Below are 14,822 nucleotides of genomic sequence, written 5' to 3' on the forward strand. Positions count from 1 at the left end.
TAGCATTCATCGTTTACAGCGTGGACTACCAGGGTATCTAATCCTGTTTGCTCCCCACGCTTTCGCACCTCAGCGTCAGTAACAGACCAGAGAGCCGCCTTCGCCACCGGTATTCCTCCACATCTCTACGCATTTCACCGCTACACGTGGAATTCTACTCTCCTCTTCTGTACTCAAGCTCCCCAGTTTCCAATGGCCGCTTGCGGTTGAGCCGCAAGATTTCACATCAGACTTAGGAAGCCGCCTGCGCGCGCTTTACGCCCAATAATTCCGGACAACGCTTGCCACCTACGTATTACCGCGGCTGCTGGCACGTAGTTAGCCGTGGCTTTCTGGCCGGATACCGTCACTGCAAGAGCATTTCCTCTCTCACTCATTCTTCTCCGGCAACAGAGCTTTACGATCCGAAAACCTTCTTCGCTCACGCGGCGTTGCTCCATCAGACTTTCGTCCATTGTGGAAGATTCCCTACTGCTGCCTCCCGTAGGAGTTTGGGCCGTGTCTCAGTCCCAATGTGGCCGATCACCCTCTCAGGTCGGCTATGCATCGCGGTCTTGGTGGGCCGTTGCCCCGCCAACTAACTAATGCACCGCGGGCCCATCTGTAAGCGATGGCCGAAACCATCTTTCAACCCTGCACCATGCGGTGCAGCGTGTTACCCGGTATTAGCTCCCGTTTCCCGGAGTTATCCCCGTCTTACAGGCAGGTTGCCCACGTGTTACTCACCCATCCGCCGCTCACTTCCGGGGGCAAGCCCCCTTCCGTGCGCTCGACTTGCATGTATTAGGCACGCCGCCAGCGTTCGTCCTGAGCCAGGATCAAACTCTCCAAAAAATACTCTTCCAGGAAGCCGATGCTTCCGCTTATTTCTTTTTCGTTCTGTCGATCCTCAGCAAAAATTTTGAATTGACTTAAGGGTTTCACCCTTTAAATCACGCTTGGCTTTTGTTCAGTTTTCAAGGAACATTCTTGAATCGTTTATCAAACGACCTAAATAACTATACATTGTTTCTTGCCATTTGTCAACAACTTTTTCATCCCGGATTAATCCGACTGTAAAGCTTCAAATGGAGAGACAACGATATTTATTTTACCAGCAGATTATTATTTGTCAATCGTTTTTAACTAATTTTCCATCTCCTTATTTTTCCAGACCTTTATTCTCTATAGCAATCTTCGCATATAACAGAAGGCTTGACCATAGAATGGTACAAACATGGTGAACGGAGTGAAGTGTCTATGCTTTGGATTATCAATGGGAAAAAAGTGAAAAATATTCTTTTGATTATTATCGCCGCTTTTGTCGCGGCACTGATTCTGTTCGTTCAAAAGCAGGAGACAAGCGTTTTTGCACCAATAGACAAAAGCGGTGCACTATCACGAGTAGAAACTAACCAAAAGCATCTGGCGCTGACATTCGACAGTAATTGGGGAGATCAGCAAATTAAGCTGATTCTGGAAACACTCAAAGCAGAAAAAGTTAAAGCTACTTTTTTCTTTTCAGGGGAGTGGGCAGAGCGCCATTCCGATATTGTCAAAGAAGTGTTAAAAGACGGGCATGAGATTGAAACACAGGGCATGAGACACGAAGACTATACACAGCTTAGTGTGGAGGAAACCCGGCGTGACATGCTGCTCTCACGGGAAGCTATTTATAAAGCCTGCGGCGTGCGTCCCGAACTGATTCGTCCGCCTTATGGGAAAATTAATAAAGAAGTTTTACAAACCATGTCTGCTCTTCACCTTCAGCCTGTGCTCTGGAGCGTCAACCCGCAGGATGAAACAAATCCAGGTTACGAAGCCATTGTCCGTCAAGTGCTGAAAGATGCCGGAAAAGGAGATATTATCCGTCTGCACGCCTCTGATTCTGCAAAGCAAACATACCGTGCACTTCCACTGATTATTCGGGAAATGAAAAATCGCGGCTACACTTTTGTCACTATAAAAGACCTGGTTTCCGACGCCCAGACGAAGCACCGTCTGCTCGACTGAATCAAGTCACTTCATTCGTCAACGCGGCAAACAATCCATGTTCCTTATTTATTTTTTTCGCCCTGTTTTTTCAGTGTCTCAGACAGGGCATCCATCATCTGCTTTTTGAAGAACGGCCCGGCCATTGCCTCCTGCATTTCAGTCGCAATCTGTTCACGGAACGATTTCGTCTTTAGAAGGGCAAGGTATTGATTTTGAAGCTCAGGGGCTTTAAGAATATCCATCATCATCGCCTGATAGCTTGGATCTTTCATCATTTTTGACAGCAGCTGTGCATTTTCCCGTTCCATAGTTTTTGCCAGCTGTGCAGAAAATCCGGGATCCTTCAACAGTTCACTCCAAATCTTCTTCCCCTGTTCCGTAGTCAGCGTCTCAATAATTGTTTTTTTTACCACCGGATCGTCAAGAACAACAGCGTCTCGCAATTCTCGATCTTGAAACAGTTCCCGCAGCGTTTTCTTTCCATCGTCCGTTTTCAGCATGTCGAGAACCATTCTTTTATTTTCCTGATAGGACGGCTGACTGCTGTCGCCGTTTCCGCACCCAACCTGGCCGGCGAGCAGCAAAATTGCCAGAATGAGCACTATTTTCCTTACCATACTGTGCTTCCTCCTCACGGGGCGTTTTTCTTAATATGTGAGCATCGAGGAGGATTATGCGGCGCAGTAGCATAAAATGGGGCGTCCGCAACGCATGGCGGGCACCCCATTACTGTTAAATTAATGAATTCCTTCGATTTTGCGAATTACTTTTTCCGCAATGTGGCCATATTCTTCTGCTATCGGGTCACCTTCAAAATAAACACCCGGAGCGAATTCACCGTTCTTCCCTTCCGGTTGGCCCAGCGGTAGCCGGCCAAGCAGCTCCGTATGCAGTAAATCGGACAAACGGTCTCCGCCGCCCTTCCCGAATACGTATTCCACTTCACCGGTTTTCCGGCTCTTAAAATAGGCCATGTTCTCAATGATCCCGAGAATTTCATGTTCCGTCTTCTCGGCCATAGCGCCCGCACGTGCGGCGACAAATGCCGCCGTCGGATGCGGGGTTGTTACAATAATTTCCTTAGAGTGAGGCAGCCTGCTGTGTACATCCATAGCAATGTCACCAGTACCGGGCGGCAGATCGAGAATCAGATAATCCAGTTCGCCCCACTTAACATCGTTAAAAAAATTATTCAGCATTTTGCCCAGCATCGGCCCTCGCCAGATTACCGGAGAATTATTTTCTACAAAAAAGCCCATCGAAATAACATGGACGCCCAACCGATCAACAGGAATGATCCTGTCATTTTCCACTTGAGGCCTTTGTTCAATCCCCATCATATCAGGAACGCTGAAGCCGTAGATATCTGCATCCAGCAGGCCGACTTTTCTACCCTTCCGCGCCAACGCAAGAGCAAGATTGACTGACACCGTCGACTTACCGACGCCGCCTTTACCACTGGCCACCGAAATAAAGGCAGTCTTGCTCTCCGGTGAAAGCAGAGTAGGCCCTGCCTCAGGAATACCGCCGAGCGCCTTGATTTCATCTTCTGCCAGCACGGAAAACCGCATGCCGACAAAATCTGCTCCGCCTTTTTTCAATTTTGATGAGATTTCAACCTGAATCTGCATTTGTTTAACCTTGTCCTGTTTCGCCAGTGCTATTTTCAGGCTGACAAGGCCTTCTTTTATTTTCAATTCGCGCAATCCACCCGTATCAATCAGGTTTTTATGTAAAAAGGGATCTTGAACCGTTTTCAAAATATCCGTCACTTGCTGCTCATTGATCATTAATTAGCCCGCCCTTCTCCTTCAACATTTCCAGTATCAGTATATCAAACCTTCGCAGTAAAGGTATGAAAAATGAACATGAGTAGCAGGTTTTTAATCCGACGGCACTTTTTCATTGGTGAAGTAGCGCATGATGCCCTGACTGATGGCCATGGCCGCTTCCTTCTGGTAATCTTCCTGAACGAGCAGCGACCGCTCCCTGGGATTTGATAAAAACCCGACTTCAACAAGGGCGGCAGGCGGTGCAGCTTTTTTCAATATGTAGACATGACCAATTGGCTTCGCATAACGCTCGGTGTTCCCCAGGGTGTTTTTAAGCGAATCCTGAATAAATTTGGCGAATTTCTGATTTTCGGCGGATTTCGGGTGATAGAATGTCTGAGCACCGTACCAGCGGGGTGAGGGAATGGCATTCAAGTGCACACTGATGAACGCGTCGGGATGCGCCTTTTCGATCAGATCGGCGCGACGCAGAAGATCCTGGGTTTTATGTCTGCCTCCAAAATTCTTGTCGGCCAGATCCATGTCGCTTTCCCGGGTCATGACAACAAGTGCCCCGGATTCCTGCAAATAATTGCGGAGATCCTGAGCAATGGCAAGCGTAATTTTTTTTTCCACAGCATCCCCGCCGACTGCGCCACCGTCTGCTCCGCCGTGTCCCGCATCGACAACGATAACGCGGCCGGAAAGTGGAAGATGCCAGGATTGTCCTGTATACCGGCTGGCAATCAGCCATTTCACACCGGCGGCCACTGCAAAAATGGCCAAAGCAATCAGTACACCGGCAAGCCATCTCCGCTTCATCACAATTCCCCCCATGTCCAAGCCTGTCTCTTGAACATATATATGGACCAAAGAAGCGATTTATGCTACCGAAACCTGAATTCAATCAGTGCAGTTTCATTTTCCAACGTTTCAGTGAAGTTTCAAATCCGTCTAACCACCAATTATGAAGGTATGTTTTGCATGATTCTCTCAAGCCTGCCAATTCTGAATCCCGGGTCGTCCAGAAACGCCAAAAATCACAAAAATCCTCCAGAAGCCGCTCAAACGAATCCTCACAGCGCCGATAGACAGTCTCTCTATCTTCACCGTAAAACCCGAATCTGCCCATTGCAGAACCCATCAGAAAAGCCTCCAACGCGTACTCTGCGCACATCTCAAGAGCAATGCCTCCACCTGAAGGAACAGATGGAATATATAAATCAAAGCTATGATGAATTGTTTTTTCGATTTTCTCAAAAGATAAATTCTGAAGTGCACGGCGTTCGAAATCCATCTGTTTGTGCTGCTGTCTTTTCTTAAAATCCATAACGACGCCCATGATGCTTCCTCCTTTCTCTATATCATCCGACGAAAGCGCCGATTTCAACCGTAACAGCTTTTGCCAATTACAATGAAAAATATTTTATCTCTGCCGTTTTAAATGATGCCTGGGCAGCAATAAAATTTCATACTGCTTGTCATTTATTTGTAATTTATTTGAACATTGCACCGTACAGGCCTCGTTATTGCGATAATGAAAACAGGTGATAACAAATGTCAGTATTTACACGTTTATATCTCTCTGTGTCCCTGGAACCTAACAATTACAATCTGAACAATCTCCAGTCACTGATTAAGTCCGTGCTTATCGGTGTAATGATTGGAACCAGCCTGCTGATCATACTTTTGATCTGGTCTTTGTTCAAAAGTTTTTCTACAACACGTCAGCGGCATGCCGGAAAACACTCAAGCCGTCGTTAGTATGGGGGCAGTCAGGCTCTGATTATGGGATTGTTCATCATCCTGATGCTTCGCTTTTTCTGAAATTCAAGCAATTCCTGGCATTCTATTTAAAACGTCTCTCCAAATTCCGAGAGACGTTTTTTAATACACTGTATTCTATAGCAAAAAAATAAGCCCTTTACAGGGCTTACAATAATGAAATTAAAGAGAGTATCCCACTACTCAAATTTATTATAAAAATTTTTTTCGACAAAATCCTATTTTTGTTATCTTTCACATATTATCGATTCGGTTACTTAAGAAATATGGTCATTTTAGCATCAGAGCCAATTTTTTTGTACAAAAAAAGCCCCATCCACATAAGTGGAAGGAGCCATAAACGTCGACAAATCAGCGTTTTGAGAACTGAGGAGCACGGCGTGCACCTTTGAGTCCGTATTTCTTACGTTCTTTCATACGCGGATCACGTGTCAGGAAACCAGCCTGCTTCAGTACTGCACGGTATTCAGGATCAGCTTTCAGCAATGCGCGGGCAACGCCGTGGCGGATTGCACCTGCCTGGCCTGTAAAACCACCGCCGGCCACACTGACCAGCACATCATATCTGCCTTCCGTTTCCGTCGAAACAAGAGGCTGTTTCAGAATTGAACGAAGTGTTTCAAGATTGAAATATTCATCAAGGTCACGGCCGTTAACAACGACTTTGCCATCGCCGGCAACGAGCCTGACCCTAGCAATAGAACTCTTGCGGCGACCTGTGCCGTAATATTGTACTTGTGCCATTCTTATTTTCCCTCCCTAATCATCCACGAAGCGTATAAGCTTCTGGTTTTTGTGCAGCATGCGGATGTTCCGTGCCTTCATAAACATGAAGTTTTCTGAACATCTGCGCTCCGAGACTGTTGTGTGGAAGCATACCCTTGATTGTCCGTTCAAGCATATCCCTTGAACGCGTTTCTCTCATCTCAAGAGCAGATCGAGCCTTGATACCACCTGGAAAGCCTGAATGATGAATATATTTCTTGCTCAAAAGTTTTTTCCCGGTCAGCTGAATCTTCTTTGCATTGATGATGATTACATTGTCACCGACATCTACATGCGGTGTAAAAGTCGGTTTGTTTTTGCCGCGAAGAATTGCTGCTACTTCGCTTGCCAGACGTCCAAGTATCTGTCCGTCTGCGTCAATAACGAGCCATTTGCGATCTACAGATGCCGCATTGGCCATATATGTCGTACGCACGATTATTTCCTCCCTTTTTCTTTTCAGTCCTCTTTGCGACCCACAACCGCATCGAGTCGGAAAGCATAACCCGTCCGCTTTCCATTTCCGTTCATCAGTCATCTATTTGAGCCAATATCGTTTGGGGCTTTAGTGGTCAAAATAGAAATGCCGAAATATATACTATAATACCCCGGCTCCGTTGTCAAGCGTTAAATGAGTTGCCGAAAAATTGGTCACTCCAGCAATCAATTCGCCGATCCCCTAATAGGTCACCTTCCACAATGTCAGCCCACAGGCAGGTGCCGTCTGTGAAGCCGCCTGCCTGTCTTTTCCGGTAATAATCTTTTTTACTTGCTCCGGAGGAATAGCCCCTGAACCGACATCAAGCAGCGTTCCAGTAATAATCCGGACCATCTGATACAAAAATCCGCTACCAGCGATGTGGATGACCGTCTCATCTTTTCCTTCGGGTAGAACCTTCAGGTCATAAATCGTTCTGACTTTATCCGTGACGTCCGTGTTTGCAGCGCAAAAGCAGGAAAAGTCATGGGTGCCGACAACATAACCGGCAGCCTCATTCATCCTGAACAGATCAAGCGGACGGGCGACGTGAAGCGTATAGAATCGGCGGAACAGGTCCGGTTCCCGCCGTGTCAATAAACGGTAACGATATTCCTTCCGCCTGACATCATAGCGTGCGTGAAAGCTTTCAGGCACAGTTTCGGTATTCCTTATGTAAATATCGTCCGGCAACAAACTGTTGAGCGCTCTGGACCAGTTTTCAATCGGGATGTTCAGCGGACTTTCAAAATGAAAAACCTGGCCAAGCGCATGAACCCCCCGGTCTGTCCGGCCTGAAGCCGTGATTTTCACATAGTTCCCATGATGTATCCGGGACAGCGCCGTTTCAATTTCCCTTTGAACCGTGCGTTTCCCGGGCTGTACCTGATAACCAAAAAATTGTGCCCCGTCATAGGAAACGATACATTTTAGCTTTGCCATACTTTCACCTGCGTCCTACGCTCTTACAAAAATTAACGCTGCTGTCAAAAGTGCCATAATAATCATCAAAACACTGTCCTGCCATTTCCATACTAGTTTATGAAGCCTTGTTCGGCCGATATCGCCATGATAGCCGCGTGCTTCCATCGCCATCGCCAGATCTTCCGCCCGTTTAAACGCACTGACAAAAAGTGGGACAAGCAGGGGTACAACAGCTTTCATCCTGTTTTTCAGAGAGCCGGTTGTAAAATCTGACCCCCGCGCAGCCTGAGCTTTGATGATTTTCTCCGTTTCTTCCAGCAAAGTTGGGATAAATCGCAGTGAAATAGACATCATTAACGCAAATTCATGAACCGGGAGTTTTATCCTCTTAAAAGGGCTGAGCAGACTCTCCATCCCATCCGTAATTTCCATCGGTGAAGTAGTCAGCGTGAGCAGGGTGGTCACAATGATAATCACAAGAATGCGATCAGTAATTAGAACGGATTGAATGAGTCCATTTTGATAGATGTGAATCCAGCCAAAGCTGAAGAGCAGCCTGCCACCTACCGTGAAAAAAAGATTCAAAAAGAATGTCAGCAGGACAATGATCAATATAGACTTCAGGCCCCTGAAAATAAATGAAATCGATATTCTGGAGCTCATGATTCCGGCAACGCAGAACACAATTAATAAAAGGTTCGCCAGCCAGTTGTTTGCCAGAAAAACAATAATCACAAAGAGAAAAACACCGATTAATTTCGCCCGTGGATCCAGGCGGTGGACATATGATTCCATTGGAACATATTGTCCGATGACCAGATTAAACATGCGCATCCCCCCTACGCATCAGGCCAGCCACTGTGTCCGCCGTCTCAGACAGAGTGAACGCCGGCTTCACTGTCCCCAGCCCCAGTCGCTCTGTCAGCCGGTCAAGGAAAAGCATAGTCTCTGGCAGTTCAAGGCCGATTTTTCTTAACTCCTGTTTCTTGGAAAAAACTGCTTCTGGGGTCCCGGCCATCTTCAGTTGGCCATCATCCATCACAAATACTTGATCAGAATATAACGCTGCATCTCCCATACTATGTGTCACCATAATAATGGTCAGTTTCGATTCTTTATTTAACCTGCGAAAAAGCTCGAGAATATCTTTACGTCCTTGGGGATCAAGCCCGGCCGTTGGTTCATCCAGAATAATTACTTCCGGATGCACGGCCAATACGCCGGCAATGGCCACGCGTCGCATTTGGCCGCCGCTCAGATCGAACGGTGACTGGTGCCAGTAAAGCGCAGGTAGTCCGGCAAGATGCAAGCTTTCCTCCGCCCTTTTTGTAGCTTCCATCGCCGGCACGCCGAAATTCATCGGCCCGAAACAGACATCTTTAATTGCCGTTTCTTCAAATAATTGGTGCTCGGGGTACTGAAAAACGAAACCAACCTTTTCACGCAGTGCTTTTAGATCCTGTTTCTTTTTTTGCGCTCCGATTGTAACATTCCCGACAGTAATGGAACCTGAGGATGGACGAAGCAAACCGTTCATGTGCTGAACCAAAGTTGATTTACCGGATCCCGTATGGCCGATGATTGAAGTAAATGAGCCTGATGGGATCTTCAGGCTGACGTGATCAAGTGCTGTCCGTTCAAATGGAGTTTTCGGATTATAAATGTGGGTTACATTTGTGAACGTAATGTCCATAGTTCATTCACCAGATCTTCCTGAGTTAATGCCGCGTCTTTGAGAGAAATTCCTCTTTGATTCAAGAGGCGTCGAAGTTTGACCGCAAAAGGCAGATCAAGGCCAATTTTTTCCAAAAGTTCGGGTGCCTGAAAAATTTCTCTCGGTCGGCCTTCACGGACAACTTTTCCCTTGTTCATGACAAGTATCCGGTCAGCGTGCACCGCTTCCTCAAGATCATGCGTAATTGATATAACCGTTAATCCGTGCTCTTTGTTTAAAGTGCGCACTGTCTGTATTATTTCCTTGCGGCCTTCCGGATCCAGCATGGATGTCGCTTCATCAAGAATGATGATCAAGGGCCGGAGGGCAACAATACCAGCTATAGCCACGCGCTGCTTTTGTCCGCCAGACAGACGGTGGGGTTCACTGTTTGCATAGGCGTCCATCTTTACGAGTTTCAGAGCCTGAGCCAGACGATCGATCATTTGCTCACGCGGTATTCCATGATTTTCCATGCCAAACGCTACATCATCCCGAACCGTTGCTCCGACAAACTGGTTATCTGGATTCTGAAAGACCATACCGACAAGACGCCGGACTTCCCATATATTCTTTTCATCTTTCGTGTCGAACCCGCCAACGTGTACCGAACCTTTTTGTGGAACAATTAAACCATTCAAACACTTGGCGAGTGTCGACTTCCCCGAACCGTTATGTCCGATAATTGACAGCCATTCACCCTTATTTACTGAAAGAGTAACATCATCAAGCACCCAGGGATGGTCTTCGGCATAGAAAAAAGAAACCCCGCTGACCTCAATAATCTTCTCCATAACTTGTGCTCCCCTCAGACTCAGCTCATTCTATGTACGGGAAGTGCCGTGATGGCATGTTTCAATGCTCACCCAGACGAATTTCCCCTGGTTTGAAAAAAAAGCAGAAAACAGGTTCAATGGAACCACGCTTCTGCCCTTTGTGCAATCTGTTTATTTAACCAGTTCAATGATTGCCAGTTCTGCGCCGTCTCCCTTACGGGGCCCGACTTTCAGAACACGTGTATAACCACCTTGGCGTTCTTCATAGCGTTTCGCAATGTCATCAAACAGTTTCTGAACTGCATTCTGGTTTGATTCCTGATCGGCTACTTCATTTCTGATAAAAGCAGCCGCCTGCCTGCGAGCGTGAAGATCACCGCGCTTTGCGAGCGTAATCATCTTTTCAATGACAGGTTGAACTGCTTTAGCCTTTGAATGCGTTGTCTGAATCCGTTCACTAATAATCAAATCGGTCGCCAGATCACGGAACAGTGCTTTTCTCGCAGCCGAGTCCCGACCCAGTTTTACATATGCCATGCACTTGTACCTCCTTTTTACATCCTGATTCTTTCTTTTTTGCGCAAAAAAGAAAAAATAATCACGTGTCTATTGAATGATTTACTCTTCAATTCTCAGTCCAAGACCGAGATCATTCAGCTTTTCCTCTACTTCTTCCAACGACTTACGGCCAAGATTTCTGACCTTCATCATATCCTCTTCGGATTTCTGGGTCAATTCCTGAACAGTATTGATTCCTGCACGCTTCAGGCAATTATAGGAACGTACCGATAGATCCAGTTCCTCAATTGTCATTTCGAGCACTTTTTCTTTTTTATCTTCTTCTTTTTCGATCATAATCTCAGCTTTCTGAGCCTGATCGGTCAGACCGACAAAAATATTCAAGTGTTCGGATAAAATCTTTGCGCCAAGCGAAACAGCTTCTTCAGGGCGGATGCTGCCGTCAGTCCATACGTCAAGTGTCAGTTTGTCATAATTGGCAACCTGGCCAACTCTCGTTTTTTCAACTTGATAGTTTATACGCTGAATCGGCGTATAAATGGAATCAATCGGAATGACGCCAATCGGCAGATCATCCGATTTATTTCCCTCGGCAGGTATATATCCACGTCCCTTTTTTGCCAGCATTCTCAAATGAAAATGTGCCTTCTTATCAAGGGTTGCGATCTCCAATTCCGGGTTCAGAATTTCAACATCGCTGTCATGAATTATATCTGCAGCTGTCACTTTTCCTTCTCTTTGAACGTCGATTTCCAATGTTTTTTCTTCATCTGAATACAGTTTCAAGGCCAATTTTTTGATATTCAGAATAATCGCCGTGACATCCTCTACAACGCCTTCGATGGTGGAAAATTCGTGAAGCACAGTGTCAAATTGAACTGTCGTAACAGCCGCGCCTGGAAGGGAAGAAAGTAAAATTCGACGTAAAGAATTACCCAGAGTCGTACCGTATCCACGTTCGAGCGGTTCAACAACAAACTTGCCGTAACTCCCATCGTCTGCAAGCTCAACCGTATCGATCTTTGGCTTTTCGATCTCAATCATCAAATAAGAACCCTCCTTCAAAACGTCGAAATTTTGACCAAGCGGGGGATGGTCAAAATTTCCCGATATGTGCTTCTTAAGGCTTACGGCTTGCTTCTTTTAACCGTCTCATCCAAATATAATAGTAGCATTATAAACAGATTGTTTTCATACTATACGCAAAAGGATCAGACACGGCGCCGTTTAGGCGGGCGGCAGCCGTTGTGCGGGATAGGTGTCACGTCGCGGATGGTGGTAACTTCCAGGCCGACAGCCTGAAGTGCGCGAATGGCAGCTTCACGGCCGGCACCGGGTCCTTTAACCGAAACTTCGATCGATTTCATGCCATTGTCCATAGCGCTCTTGCCAGCCGCTTCTGCAGCAGTCTGAGCAGCATACGGTGTTGACTTTCTAGATCCTTTGAAACCAAGCCCACCGGCACTTGCCCATGAAATAGCATTACCGTGCGGATCTGTGATCGTAACAATCGTATTGTTAAACGTTGAACGGATGTGTGCCACCCCGTTTTCGACATTTCTTTTAATACGACGCTTACGCGTACGTGTTTGTTTTGCCATAAATGTTTAACCCTCCTTCTCTTATTTCTTTTTATTAGCCATCGTGCGCTTAGGACCTTTACGCGTACGAGAATTATTTTTTGTATTCTGTCCGCGCACCGGAAGACCGCGACGATGACGGATTCCTCTGTAAGATCCGATTTCGATTAGCCTCTTGATATTCAGAGAAACTTCACGGCGAAGATCGCCTTCAACACGGTAGTGGTCAACGACTTCGCGGATACGGGTCTGCTCTTCCTCTGTCAGGTCGCGCACACGTGTATCTTCAGAAACTTTTGCTTCTGCCAGAATCTTCTTGGCAGTCGTCAGCCCGATACCGTAAATATAAGTCAGAGAAATAACGACTCTTTTATCTCTTGGAATATCGATACCTGCAATACGAGCCATGCGTTAAAACACCTCCTTAACCTTGTCTTTGTTTATGCTTCGGATTTTCACAAATTACCATAACAACGCCTTTTCGACGGACAATCTTGCATTTTTCACACATTTTTTTAACTGATGGTCTGACTTTCATTGTTGAATCCTCCTTATACACCGCAGAGCATCTCTTGGTTATTTATGTCTGAACGTAATACGGCCACGTGACACATCATAAGGCGACAATTCGACAGTCACTTTATCTCCAGGAAGAATGCGGATAAAATGCATGCGTATCTTCCCGGATACATGAGCTAATATCTTATGACCATTTTCCAATTCTACACGAAACATCGCATTCGGCAGTGGTTCAATGACGGTGCCTTCAACTTCAATGACATCTTCCTTAGCCATCGGCTGACTCACCCTTCCCTATATTACTGAATCCTCCGTCCAGAAAATGAGCAACCGCAAAACGGAGCTTTCCGTTAGTAACACGTCCGGTTTCACGTAGACTTTTCTGAACTTCGACAGATACATACGATTGAAGATCAAGATGGCTGATATTCTTCTTCTTTGCGTTGTCAAACTTTCGCCTGTCTCCATCCGCTATTTCGACAATACGATGGTCAAGCAGACGTACAATCACAAAATAAGAACCGGATTCTTTCCCTTTTAATACTCGAGCAAGCTGGCCGGGGACAGGCAGCGGAGCCTGATCACTACCCATCAATCATCACCTTCACTTATTGCTTTGTCAAGATTTCATTACCATTTTCTGTAATGACTAAAGTATGCTCGTAATGCGCACAGTTTTTTCCATCCTGTGTCTCTATGGTCCAGTCATCGTCTCCGACAATCCAGATATCCGGACTGCCCTCATTGACAAGCGGTTCAATGGCAAGAACCATTCCTGGTTTCAGAACAGAACCATGACCAGGGCTTCCAAAATTCGGTACTTCAGGATCTTCATGCAATTCCCGGCCAACGCCATGACCAGTCAGTTCTCTGACAACAGAAAATCCATGTGACTCAGCGCATTTTTGAACCGCATGTGAAATGTTCGTCACCCGTGCTCCGGGGACCGCCTCGGCAATTCCCTGATAGAGCGCACTTTCTGTTGCTCTGAGCAACCGGCGGTCAGACTCGGAAACTGTGTCAACCGGATAGGTCCAGGCGGAGTCTGCATGAAATCCTTCATACTGAGCACCGATATCGATGCTGATAATGTCTCCGCCCTTCAGAACATAGGACCCTGGGATGCCATGAGCCAGCTGATGATTTACAGATGTACAGATGCTGTTTGAAAATCCGTCATAGCCCTTAAAAGATGGCATTGCTCCTGCCTGCCTGATCAAGCGCTCTGCGAGTAGGTCGAGTTCAATCGTCGACACACCGGGTTCTATTGCCCGCTGAAGTATCGCCAATGTTCCGGCAACGATTTTCCCTGCACATCGAATTTTTTCGATTTCACTCTCGGTCTTCAACCGAATCACTTAGCCATTGCTCCAAGTATTGAAGAAATATCTTGAAAGACTTCATCAATAGGCTGCTCACCGTTTATTTTCTTCAACACATGCTTTTTTTCATAAAAAGAGACAAGAGGCTGCTGCTGTTTGATATTAACCTGAAGCCTTTCGTGAACGGTCTCTTTACGGTCATCTGCACGCTGTATGAGCGGTCCTCCACATTTGTCGCACACACCCTCTTTTTTCGGAGGGTTATACACCAGATGATAGGTGGCACCACAGTTTGCACAGACACGACGCCCGGTCAGGCGGTTCAGCAGGTTCTCAGGATTAACATCGATATAGAGTACGGCATCGATTTCTCCGTTGTTTTCAGCCAATATCGCATCAAGCGCTTCAGCCTGAAGAACAGTTCTTGGAAAACCGTCAAGAAGAAATCCTTCTTTACAGTCATCTTTGCCAAGGCGTTCGCGCACGATACCAATGGTAACTTCATCGGGAACCAAGCCTCCCCTATCCATAAACGATTTTGCTTTTTTCCCAAGTTCCGTGCCATCTTTAATTGCCTGCCGGAACATATCGCCTGTCGAAATGTGAGGGAAACCAAATTGATCCACAATTCGTTCAGCCTGAGTTCCCTTGCCGGCACCGGGCAGTCCCATTAAGATTAGATTCACGTTACATC

Annotated in this window: 20 protein-coding genes and 1 other annotated feature; of the genes, 1 reads left to right on the plus strand and 19 read right to left on the minus strand. The window is 46.4% G+C overall.

The features are described from left to right. Positions 1-834 (minus strand) — a sequence feature (16S ribosomal RNA rRNA prediction is too short). 360 nt (positions 835-1,194) lie between these two features. After that, positions 1,195-1,992, plus strand: a complete 798-nt coding sequence (locus COP04_RS01660) for a polysaccharide deacetylase family protein (protein ID WP_239984731.1) — start codon at positions 1,195-1,197, stop codon at positions 1,990-1,992. A gap of 44 nt (positions 1,993-2,036) precedes the next feature. Here COP04_RS01660 and gerD read toward each other — a convergent pair whose 3' ends face one another. From gerD to COP04_RS01760, 19 genes are all read right to left on the minus strand, one after another. Beyond that, on the minus strand, positions 2,037-2,591 hold the full coding sequence (gene gerD, locus COP04_RS01665; RefSeq protein ID WP_100486413.1) for a spore germination lipoprotein GerD: 555 nt from the start codon (positions 2,589-2,591) through the stop codon (positions 2,037-2,039). A 120-nt stretch (positions 2,592-2,711) separates the two neighbouring features. Further along, positions 2,712-3,764 (minus strand): Mrp/NBP35 family ATP-binding protein, encoded by a 1,053-nt coding sequence (locus COP04_RS01670; RefSeq protein WP_100486414.1) that lies wholly within the window; start codon positions 3,762-3,764, stop codon positions 2,712-2,714. A gap of 93 nt (positions 3,765-3,857) precedes the next feature. After that, positions 3,858-4,568: an N-acetylmuramoyl-L-alanine amidase CwlD gene (gene cwlD, locus COP04_RS01675; RefSeq protein ID WP_100486415.1), complete on the minus strand. Its 711-nt coding sequence runs from the start codon at positions 4,566-4,568 to the stop codon at positions 3,858-3,860. 85 nt (positions 4,569-4,653) lie between these two features. Continuing rightward, a complete protein-coding gene (locus tag COP04_RS01680; RefSeq protein WP_100486416.1) occupies positions 4,654-5,088 on the minus strand; it encodes a DUF2521 family protein in 435 nt (144 codons plus the stop codon). Between the two features lie 794 nt (positions 5,089-5,882). After that, positions 5,883-6,275 (minus strand): 30S ribosomal protein S9, encoded by a 393-nt coding sequence (gene rpsI, locus COP04_RS01690; protein WP_100486418.1) that lies wholly within the window; start codon positions 6,273-6,275, stop codon positions 5,883-5,885. Between the two features lie 19 nt (positions 6,276-6,294). Beyond that, positions 6,295-6,732 (minus strand): 50S ribosomal protein L13, encoded by a 438-nt coding sequence (gene rplM, locus COP04_RS01695; RefSeq protein WP_100486419.1) that lies wholly within the window; start codon positions 6,730-6,732, stop codon positions 6,295-6,297. 243 nt (positions 6,733-6,975) lie between these two features. Further along, on the minus strand, positions 6,976-7,716 hold the full coding sequence (truA, locus tag COP04_RS01700) for a tRNA pseudouridine(38-40) synthase TruA (RefSeq protein WP_100486420.1): 741 nt from the start codon (positions 7,714-7,716) through the stop codon (positions 6,976-6,978). 15 nt (positions 7,717-7,731) lie between these two features. Continuing rightward, complete coding sequence (locus COP04_RS01705; RefSeq protein WP_100486421.1) at positions 7,732-8,526, minus strand: energy-coupling factor transporter transmembrane component T family protein; 795 nt, start codon at positions 8,524-8,526, stop codon at positions 7,732-7,734. Continuing rightward, positions 8,519-9,391 carry an energy-coupling factor transporter ATPase gene (locus COP04_RS01710; protein WP_100486422.1) on the minus strand — a complete coding sequence of 291 codons (873 nt, stop codon included), beginning with the start codon at positions 9,389-9,391 and terminating at the stop codon, positions 8,519-8,521. Before COP04_RS01710 ends, COP04_RS01705 begins: the two co-directional genes overlap by 8 nt. Beyond that, entirely contained in the window at positions 9,367-10,206 is an 840-nt protein-coding gene (locus tag COP04_RS01715) for an energy-coupling factor ABC transporter ATP-binding protein (protein ID WP_100486423.1), read from the minus strand. Before COP04_RS01715 ends, COP04_RS01710 begins: the two co-directional genes overlap by 25 nt. A 153-nt stretch (positions 10,207-10,359) precedes the next feature. Next, the gene (gene rplQ, locus COP04_RS01720; RefSeq protein ID WP_100486424.1) at positions 10,360-10,725 is read right to left on the minus strand and encodes a 50S ribosomal protein L17; all 366 of its coding nucleotides are present in this window, start codon (positions 10,723-10,725) and stop codon (positions 10,360-10,362) included. Between the two features lie 81 nt (positions 10,726-10,806). Continuing rightward, the gene (locus tag COP04_RS01725; protein WP_100486425.1) at positions 10,807-11,751 is read right to left on the minus strand and encodes a DNA-directed RNA polymerase subunit alpha; all 945 of its coding nucleotides are present in this window, start codon (positions 11,749-11,751) and stop codon (positions 10,807-10,809) included. Positions 11,752-11,918: 167 nt separating this feature from the next. After that, the gene (rpsK, locus tag COP04_RS01730) at positions 11,919-12,308 is read right to left on the minus strand and encodes a 30S ribosomal protein S11 (RefSeq protein ID WP_100486426.1); all 390 of its coding nucleotides are present in this window, start codon (positions 12,306-12,308) and stop codon (positions 11,919-11,921) included. 21 nt (positions 12,309-12,329) lie between these two features. After that, positions 12,330-12,695, minus strand: a complete 366-nt coding sequence (rpsM, locus tag COP04_RS01735; RefSeq protein ID WP_100486427.1) for a 30S ribosomal protein S13 — start codon at positions 12,693-12,695, stop codon at positions 12,330-12,332. Between the two features lie 16 nt (positions 12,696-12,711). Then, a complete protein-coding gene (rpmJ, locus tag COP04_RS01740; RefSeq protein ID WP_010024581.1) occupies positions 12,712-12,825 on the minus strand; it encodes a 50S ribosomal protein L36 in 114 nt (37 codons plus the stop codon). Between the two features lie 38 nt (positions 12,826-12,863). Next, entirely contained in the window at positions 12,864-13,082 is a 219-nt protein-coding gene (gene infA, locus COP04_RS01745) for a translation initiation factor IF-1 (protein WP_010024579.1), read from the minus strand. Further along, entirely contained in the window at positions 13,075-13,398 is a 324-nt protein-coding gene (locus tag COP04_RS01750; RefSeq protein WP_100486428.1) for a KOW domain-containing RNA-binding protein, read from the minus strand. Before COP04_RS01750 ends, infA begins: the two co-directional genes overlap by 8 nt. Before the next feature lie 16 nt (positions 13,399-13,414). Beyond that, complete coding sequence (gene map, locus COP04_RS01755) at positions 13,415-14,164, minus strand: type I methionyl aminopeptidase (RefSeq protein WP_100486429.1); 750 nt, start codon at positions 14,162-14,164, stop codon at positions 13,415-13,417. Then, complete coding sequence (locus COP04_RS01760) at positions 14,161-14,814, minus strand: adenylate kinase (protein WP_100486430.1); 654 nt, start codon at positions 14,812-14,814, stop codon at positions 14,161-14,163. Before COP04_RS01760 ends, map begins: the two co-directional genes overlap by 4 nt. Positions 14,815-14,822 lie beyond the last annotated feature (8 nt).

This window comes from Sporolactobacillus pectinivorans, from assembly GCF_002802965.1.
GTDB lineage: Bacteria > Bacillota > Bacilli > Bacillales > Sporolactobacillaceae > Sporolactobacillus > Sporolactobacillus pectinivorans.

Bases quoted from the DNA above. Each gene is read 5' to 3' on its own strand.
- cwlD (WP_100486415.1), bottom strand. From the start codon at position 4,568: ATGAAGCGGAGATGGCTTGCCGGTGTACTGATTGCTTTGGCCATTTTT.
- rplQ (WP_100486424.1), bottom strand. From the start codon at position 10,725: ATGGCATATGTAAAACTGGGTCGGGACTCGGCTGCGAGAAAAGCACTG.
- COP04_RS01680 (WP_100486416.1), bottom strand. From the start codon at position 5,088: ATGGGCGTCGTTATGGATTTTAAGAAAAGACAGCAGCACAAACAGATG.
- rpsI (WP_100486418.1), bottom strand. From the start codon at position 6,275: ATGGCACAAGTACAATATTACGGCACAGGTCGCCGCAAGAGTTCTATT.
- COP04_RS01750 (WP_100486428.1), bottom strand. From the start codon at position 13,398: ATGGGTAGTGATCAGGCTCCGCTGCCTGTCCCCGGCCAGCTTGCTCGA.
- COP04_RS01725 (WP_100486425.1), bottom strand. From the start codon at position 11,751: ATGATTGAGATCGAAAAGCCAAAGATCGATACGGTTGAGCTTGCAGAC.
- truA (WP_100486420.1), bottom strand. From the start codon at position 7,716: ATGGCAAAGCTAAAATGTATCGTTTCCTATGACGGGGCACAATTTTTT.
- gerD (WP_100486413.1), bottom strand. From the start codon at position 2,591: ATGGTAAGGAAAATAGTGCTCATTCTGGCAATTTTGCTGCTCGCCGGC.
- COP04_RS01715 (WP_100486423.1), bottom strand. From the start codon at position 10,206: ATGGAGAAGATTATTGAGGTCAGCGGGGTTTCTTTTTTCTATGCCGAA.
- infA (WP_010024579.1), bottom strand. From the start codon at position 13,082: ATGGCTAAGGAAGATGTCATTGAAGTTGAAGGCACCGTCATTGAACCA.
- rpmJ (WP_010024581.1), bottom strand. From the start codon at position 12,825: ATGAAAGTCAGACCATCAGTTAAAAAAATGTGTGAAAAATGCAAGATT.
- COP04_RS01710 (WP_100486422.1), bottom strand. From the start codon at position 9,391: ATGGACATTACGTTCACAAATGTAACCCACATTTATAATCCGAAAACT.
- rpsK (WP_100486426.1), bottom strand. From the start codon at position 12,308: ATGGCAAAACAAACACGTACGCGTAAGCGTCGTATTAAAAGAAATGTC.
- rpsM (WP_100486427.1), bottom strand. From the start codon at position 12,695: ATGGCTCGTATTGCAGGTATCGATATTCCAAGAGATAAAAGAGTCGTT.
- COP04_RS01705 (WP_100486421.1), bottom strand. From the start codon at position 8,526: ATGTTTAATCTGGTCATCGGACAATATGTTCCAATGGAATCATATGTC.
- COP04_RS01670 (WP_100486414.1), bottom strand. From the start codon at position 3,764: ATGATCAATGAGCAGCAAGTGACGGATATTTTGAAAACGGTTCAAGAT.